Annotated in this window: 1 protein-coding gene; it reads right to left on the bottom strand. The window is 70.7% G+C overall.

The window, feature by feature from the left end; all coding sequences use genetic code 11:
- A partial coding sequence (locus tag D9R14_RS22745; RefSeq protein WP_147453092.1) for an FAD-binding oxidoreductase occupies positions 1-529 on the bottom strand: 529 nt, incomplete at both ends.

Raw genomic sequence — 529 nt, 5'->3', positions numbered from 1 at the left:
GACACCGGCACCGAGACGGCGTGCTTGATGGAGCCGCCCTCGTACTTCTGGGCATCGGAAAGGTGTTCGCGCAGGCGCCACAGCGCCGCCGCCTGCGGCTCGCTGGCGGCGATCACCGCGTCCTCCACCTCCGCCGCCTCGAAGGCGTCGGAGAGCACGGCGAGCACCATGGCGGACAGGTCGTCGTCCTGGCGCGTCGAGGTGAGTTCGGCGAGCGCGTAATAAGCGTGGTCGCCCTGGAGCGGGCGCATCGTGCCCGGCATGTGCCTGAGCACCATCTCCATGCCGAAGTGCGGCAGGAACTCGAAGCCGGTGAGCGTATCCCCGGCGACCGAGCGCAGCCGGCGGAACAGCGCCAAGGCGGCGTGGGGGCTCTCCACGCCCACCAGCGCGGTGGCGCGCTGGCGCGGCTCGGGGAACAGGCGCAGCACGGCCTCGGTGATGATGCCGAGCGTGCCCTCGGCGCCGATGAACCGGTCCTTGAGATCGTAGCCCGTATTGTCCTTGCGCAGGCGCGACAGGCCGTTCC

The organism is Xanthobacter tagetidis (assembly GCF_003667445.1).
GTDB classification, from domain to species: Bacteria; Pseudomonadota; Alphaproteobacteria; order Rhizobiales; family Xanthobacteraceae; genus Xanthobacter; species Xanthobacter tagetidis.
This window is presented reverse-complemented; position numbering and strand designations above follow the sequence as displayed.